Origin of the sequence: Streptomyces sp. NPDC050211 (assembly GCF_040656035.1) — a bacterium.
In the GTDB taxonomy this organism is placed as follows: Bacteria; Actinomycetota; Actinomycetes; order Streptomycetales; family Streptomycetaceae; genus Streptomyces.
The window spans coordinates 1-5993 of sequence record NZ_JBFALC010000147.1; the positions used below are offsets into that span (position 1 = coordinate 1).

The window sequence follows — 5993 nt, forward strand, 5'->3', positions numbered from 1 at the left end:
CGCCTACCTGTACGCCGTCGACAGCGCCACCGGCGAGACCGTCGCGCGGATCACCATGACCGGCGTGGGCGCCCGGTCGCTCTTCGCCGCGGCCCGGCCTGCCCTGTGGGCCGGCGCCCGGCGGATGCGGCGTGGCCGGGTCGCCGGCGGCCTGCTCGAGGTGGTCAGCGTGAACGCGTCGCCGTCTGCGGCCCCGTGGGCCCCTTGAGTCCGTGGCCGTTCTTGCGGCCCAGGCAGCCCGCGCCGACCAGGTCCGCGAGGGCGGGTGAGGGCGCGTAGGCGGGGGTGGTGAAGTGGGCGTGGAGGCGTTGCTGGATGGCCAGAGCGACGTCCAGGCCGATCGTGTCCAGCAGCGCGAAGGGGCCCATGGGGTAGCCGTAGCCGTGCTGGACGGCCGCGTCCGTGCGCTCGATGAGGGTGTCCTCCGCGCCGGGGCGGTCCAGGAGGGCCAGGGCCGCGCCCAGGTAGGGGAACAGCAGCCGGTTGACGATGAAGCCGGTGCGGTCACCGCACTCGACGACGCTCTTGCCCAGGCCCCGGCAAAAGGCGCGGGCCACGGCGAGGGTGCGCGGCGCCGCGGTGTCCGTGCGCACCAGCTCGACCAGGCGCATCACCGGCGCCGGGTTGAAGAAGTGCAGGCCGACGACGTCGGCGGGCCGGCCGCAGGCCTCGGCGCAGGCGGTGACGGACAGGCTGGAGGTGGTGGTGGCGAGCACCGTGCCGGGGGCGCAGGTGCGGCCCAGGGCGGCGAACAGGGCGCGTTTGACGGTGAGTTCCTCGGCCGCGGCCTCGATGACCAGGTCGCAGTCGGCCAGCGCCGCCGTATCGTCGGCGCCCGTCAGGCGGCCCAGGGCGGCGGATTTGGTGTCGGGGGTGATCCGGCCGCGGCGCACCGCGCGCGTCAGCGACGCCTCGACGGCGTGCACCGCGCTGTCCGCCTTCGCGGTGCTGCGGGCCACCAGCACGGTGGGGTGGCCGGCCGTAGCGGTGACCTCGGCGATGCCGCGGGCCATGGCGCCGGAGCCGAGCACGCCGACGCGGCCCACGCCCGCGGCGTCGGTGTCGGGGGCCGGCCCGTCTCCCGGGAGCGGGGCGCCCCTCTCGTCGTAGGTGTAGAAGCCGTGGCCGCTCTTGCGGCCCAGCTGTTGGGCCTCGACCATCCGGCCCAGCAGCGGCGCGGGCTGAAAGGAGCTCTCGCCGGTGCGCCGCCACAGGTCGGTCAGGGCGCTGTGGGCGGTGTCCAGGCCGATGCGGTCCAGCATCTCAAGCGGCCCGGCCGGCAGGCCGCAGCCCAGCCGCAGCGCGGTGTCGATGTCGTGGTGGCCGGCATAGCCCTCCTCCAGGAGGTGGACCGAGCGGTTCAGCAGCCCCAGCACCAGCGCGGTGGCGTCGCCGGCCGGGCCGGCGCCGACCTCGACGGGGGCCAGGCCGGCCGCGGCCACCAGCGCGTCCAGCGCGGCCGTGGCCTGGCGGGAGGCCAGCGGCGTGGCCACCGGCTCGACGGGCCCGCCCGCACAGGGCGGGGTGAACAGCCGCAGTCCCACCAGGTCGGCGGGGCGCCCGGCGGACAGCGCGAGGCGGGTGACGGGCAGCGCGGCCGTGGTGGTCACCAGGGTGGTGCCGGGCGGGCATACGGCGGTGACCTGGCGCAGCACGCCGGCCTTGGCGTCCGGCGTGTCGGGTACCGCCTCGACGACGACGGACGCGCCCCGCAGCAGGGCGTGGTCGGCGGTGAACGTCACCGCGCCGGGGCCGGGGCCGTCGCCGTGCACGGCCTTGACCCGCCGCGCGGCCCGGGCCAGGGCGTCGGGGTCGGTGTCGACGGCGACCACCCGGTGGCCCGCGGTGAGCAGCAGATGCAGCAGTGATTCGCCGACCGAGCCGAGGCCGGCGATGCCCGTCGGCGGCGCCAGGGAGCGCGGGGCCGGGGCCGGGGCCGGGGCCGGGGGCGGGGGCAGGTGGGTCATGAGGGGGGCGCCTGCCCTTCACGGAAGCGGTTGATGGCGGCCAGGTGCTTCGCGCGCAGCGCAGGGTCGCGCACGCCCAGGCCCTCCTCGGGGGCCAGGCACAGCACGCCGACCTTGCCCTGGTGGAGGTTGCGGTGCACGTCGTAGGCGGCCTGCCCGGTCTCCGCCAGCGGGTACACCTTGGACAGGGTGGGGTGGATCTTGCCCTTGGCGATCAGCCGGTTGGCCTCCCAGGCCTCGCGGTAGTTGGCGAAGTGCGAGCCGATGATCCGCTTCAGGGACATCCACAGGTAGCGGTTGTCGTACTCGTGCCGGTAGCCGGAGGTGGAGGCGCAGGTGACGATGGTGCCGCCCTTGCGGGTGACGTAGACGGAGGCGCCGAAGGTCTCGCGGCCGGGGTGCTCGAAGACGATGTCGACGTCCTCGCCGCCGGTCAGCTCCCGGATGCGCTTGCCGAAGCGTTTCCACTCGCGCGGGTCCTGGTGGTGCTCGTCCTTCCAGAACCGGTAGCCCTCGGCGCTGCGGTCGATGATCGCCTCGGCGCCCATGGCCCGGCAGATCTCCGCCTTGCGCGGCGAGGAGACCACACAGATCGGGTTGGCCCCGCCGGCCAGCGCCAACTGGGTGGCGTAGGAGCCCAGTCCGCCGCTCGCGCCCCAGATCAGGACGTTGTCGCCCTGCTTCATGCCGGCGCCGTTGCGGGAGACGAGCTGCCGGTAGGCGGTGGAGTTGACCAGGCCGGGGGCGGCGGCCTCCTCCCAGGTCAGGTGCTCCGGCTTGGGCATCAGCTGGTTGGACTTGACCAGGGCGAGCTGGGCCAGGCCGCCGAAGTTGGTCTCGAAGCCCCAGATGCGCTGCTCGGGGTCGAGCATCGTGTCGCCGTGCCCGTCGGCCGATTCCAGCTCCACCGACAGACAGTGCGCGACCACCCGGTCGCCCGGCTGCCACCGGTTCACGCCGGGCCCGGTGCGCAGCACCACCCCGGACAGGTCGGAGCCGATCACGTGGTAGGGCAGGTCGTGGCGGGCCGCCGCCGGGGACAGCGGGGCGTACCGCTTGAGGAAGGAGAAGGTGGGCAGCGGTTCGAAGATGGCCGACCAGACGGTGTTGTAGTTCACCGACGACGCCATCACCGCCACCAGCGCCTCACCCGCCGCGGGCTGCGGCACCGGCACGTGGCGCAGCTGCAGCGACTTGCGCGGGTCCTTGTCGCTGGAGGCCATGCCCTCGAACATCGCCACGTCCTCTTCGCGCAGCACCGCACCGAGGTAGGAGGCCGGAAGCCGCAGGGCCGCGACGTCCCGCGGCGAGACGTCCTGCGGCGAGATGTCCTGGGCGAGAACAGCGCTGACGATCTCATCCATGTGAGTTCCCTGATTCCCTGTGAGAGGCGCGGGGCGGGCAGCGTCCACGTGCCGCGTCAGCGGGGTGCGAGGGCCGCTTCCGCATGCTGCTTGGCGAGGTGGAGGGTGGCGGTGGAGTTGCGGCCCAGCGCCTCGCGGACGTAGCGGCGGGCCTGTTCGACGGTGGCGTCCGCTCCGAGCACCCGGCCGATGGCCTCCTCGCGCAGGACCACATCGTGCCGGGAGGTGACCCTCACACCGGCCTCGTCCGCCACCACGGACCAGGCGCCGGTGTGGGCGTCCATCAGGGCGGGCGTGGCGGTCTGCTTGTAGACGATGCGGCCGGCGCCGGGAAAGCAGACCCGGATGGACTCGGTGGTGTGCACCGAGCCGTCGGCGGTGCGCGTGTCCATGGCCATGACCTGCACCCCGGGCATGTCCTCGGTCAGGTCAAGGCGGTCCACGTGCGGGAGCAGCCGGGGCCAGTCACCGACCCGGTGGAGGAAGTCGTAGACCGGCTCGGCCGGGCCCTCGATGTGCACGCTGTCCTCGAAGGACAGCACCAGCGCGTCCAGCCGCGGCCGCAGCTCCGCGAGCTCCTTGACCCGGCCCAGCTCCGCCCGGCTGTTGGTGTCCGTGGCCCGCTCGACCCACGCGGCGTCCCCCCGGCGGTCGCCCACCGTGAAGTCGTGCAGCAGGACCAGCCGGGAGCTGCTCTGGCCCCGCTCCTCGACGATCCAGCTGCCCCCCATCCCGGTGAGCGGGGCGGCCGGCACCTCCTGGCGGAAGTCGATGCGGCGCCCGGCGCCGTCCAGCCGGCGCCGCGACGTCCACGACTTGACCGTGCCGTTCGCCGTCGCCCACATCCGCAGCCGCTCGTCGGTGCCGTCCGACTCCAGCTGTTCCACGTGCACGTTCGGCGGGAAGAACAGCGGCCACTTGACCGCATCCGAGATCAGCGAGTAGACGACCGCCGCGGGCGCGGCGATCTCCACGTCGTGCGTCGTGCGGTGCACCTGTTCAGCCGACACCTTCACTCCCTCTTCCCTCTGCGTCTGTCTGCGTCTCGTACGTCTGACTGCGTCTGTCTGCGGATGCCGGTAGGGGGTCAGAAGTTGCCCAGTCCGCCGCACACGTTGAGCGCCTGGGCGGTGATGGAGGCGGCGGGTTCGGAGGCCAGGTAGCCGACCAGGGCGGCGACCTCCTCGGGGGTGGAGTAGCGGCCCAGGGGGATCTTCGCCTCGAACTGCTCCTGGACCTGTTCCTCGGTGGTGTCCCAGGCGGCGGCATAGCCCTGGCGCACCCGCTGGGCCATGGGGGTCTCGACGTAGCCGGGGCAGACGGCGTTGACGGTGACGCCGCCGGGGGCCAGCTCGCGGCCCAGGGCCTTGGTGAAGCCGACGACGCCGTGCTTGGAGGCGCTGTAGGGGGCGCCCAGCACGACGCCCTGCTTGCCGGCGGTGGACGCGATGTTGATGATCCGCCCGTACGCCGCGTCGGACAGGCGGCCGCGGGCGAGGACCTCGCGGGTGACCAGGAAGACGCTGTTGAGGTTGGTGTCGATGACGTCGTACCACAGCTCGTCGGAAAGGTCGGCGGTCACCCCGCCGCCGCTGCGGCCCGCGTTGTTGACCAGCACACCGATCGGCCCGAACGCGGCGAGGGCCGCGGCGATGAGCGCACTGACCGACGCGCGCGAGCGCACGTCGGCCGCGGCGCCGTCGACGGTCAGGCCCTCGCCGCGCAGGTCCTCGACCGTCTGCTTGACCCGCTGCCCGTCCCGGGCGCACAGGAAGACCCGGTGGCCCAGGCGGCCCAGCTCCCGGGCGGCGGCCAGGCCGATCCCGCTCGTCGCGCCCGTGATCAGCGCGGAGGGCTTCGTCGTTGTCGTCATCGGTGTCCTTCCCAAAACGCCGTGGTGACTCACGACCGTCCCCCCGGCCCCTCGAGGTAGGGCGGAAGATCCCTCGACCGGCCCGGTGAGAGCGCCGCTTGAGGGATCTTCCAACCGGGTGCGAGAGGGCGCGCGCAGGCTGACCGCCCGGCCGCATCGACGACAACGACCGCATCGACGACATCGACGACACCGACGGAGACGCCATGACGATCGCACCCGAGCGCGCGCAGGCCCCTGCCTGGTCCGCCGCGCTGCACACCGAGGCGCAGCAGTTCTACGCCCACCAGATGCAGCTGTTGGACCTCGGCGAGGCCGAGCAGTGGGCGCACACCTTCACCGACGACGCGACGTTCGCCGTGCCGACCCTGCCCGAGCCGGTCCGCGGCCGGGCCGGCCTGGTGGCGGCCACCCGCCGCACCGCGGCCGAACTCGCCGCCGCCGGGCAGCGCCACCGGCACTTTCTGGGCATGCTCGACGTCCGCCCGCGGCCCGACGGCGCGCTCGACGTCCGCTCCTACGCGATCGTGTACGCCTCACAGATCGGCGGCGACTCGCGGGTGCACCGGGTGTGCGTGTGCGAGGACGTCCTGGTGCGCCAGGACGGCGAACTGCGGGTGGCCGCCCGCACGGTGACCCGCGACGACCTCGCCTGAGCGGGGCTCCACCCGCACCCGGCCGCCTCTCCACCGCGCCGGGCCAGCCTCGGCACAGCCGCAGGGGTGCGGCAGGGCCTAAGCGCTCCGCGGGCTGTGTCGATATGCGGCTCCGCCGCGGGGCCGCGATGGG

At 73.8% G+C, this 5993-nt stretch carries 5 protein-coding genes and 1 pseudogene; 2 read left to right on the top strand and 4 right to left on the bottom strand.

Going from position 1 to position 5993, the window contains the following annotated elements:
* Positions 1-208, top strand: a pseudogene (locus tag AB0I98_RS49345) (hypothetical protein); the annotation flags it as partial.
* On the opposite strand, the gene AB0I98_RS49350 reads toward AB0I98_RS49345, so the two are convergent.
* The 4 genes from AB0I98_RS49350 to AB0I98_RS49365 all read right to left on the bottom strand — a co-directional run bounded on the left by AB0I98_RS49350 (position 165) and on the right by AB0I98_RS49365 (position 5204).
* Positions 165-1967 carry a 3-hydroxyacyl-CoA dehydrogenase NAD-binding domain-containing protein gene (locus tag AB0I98_RS49350; protein ID WP_362953008.1) on the bottom strand — a complete coding sequence of 601 codons (1803 nt, stop codon included), beginning with the start codon at positions 1965-1967 and terminating at the stop codon, positions 165-167. The pseudogene AB0I98_RS49345 and the gene AB0I98_RS49350 sit on opposite strands and share 44 nt — an antisense overlap.
* On the bottom strand, positions 1964-3331 hold the full coding sequence (ccrA, locus tag AB0I98_RS49355) for a crotonyl-CoA carboxylase/reductase (protein ID WP_362953010.1): 1368 nt from the start codon (positions 3329-3331) through the stop codon (positions 1964-1966). The genes AB0I98_RS49350 and ccrA overlap by 4 nt, the downstream gene beginning before the upstream one ends.
* 56 nt (positions 3332-3387) lie before the next feature.
* A complete protein-coding gene (locus AB0I98_RS49360; RefSeq protein ID WP_362953012.1) occupies positions 3388-4341 on the bottom strand; it encodes an aromatase/cyclase in 954 nt (317 codons plus the stop codon).
* Between the two features lie 77 nt (positions 4342-4418).
* Positions 4419-5204: an SDR family NAD(P)-dependent oxidoreductase gene (locus tag AB0I98_RS49365; protein ID WP_362953014.1), complete on the bottom strand. Its 786-nt coding sequence runs from the start codon at positions 5202-5204 to the stop codon at positions 4419-4421.
* A gap of 206 nt (positions 5205-5410) precedes the next feature.
* Here AB0I98_RS49365 and AB0I98_RS49370 point away from each other — a divergent pair, with 206 nt between their 5' ends.
* Positions 5411-5860 (top strand): nuclear transport factor 2 family protein, encoded by a 450-nt coding sequence (locus tag AB0I98_RS49370; RefSeq protein ID WP_362953016.1) that lies wholly within the window; start codon positions 5411-5413, stop codon positions 5858-5860.
* Positions 5861-5993: the final 133 nt, after the last annotated feature.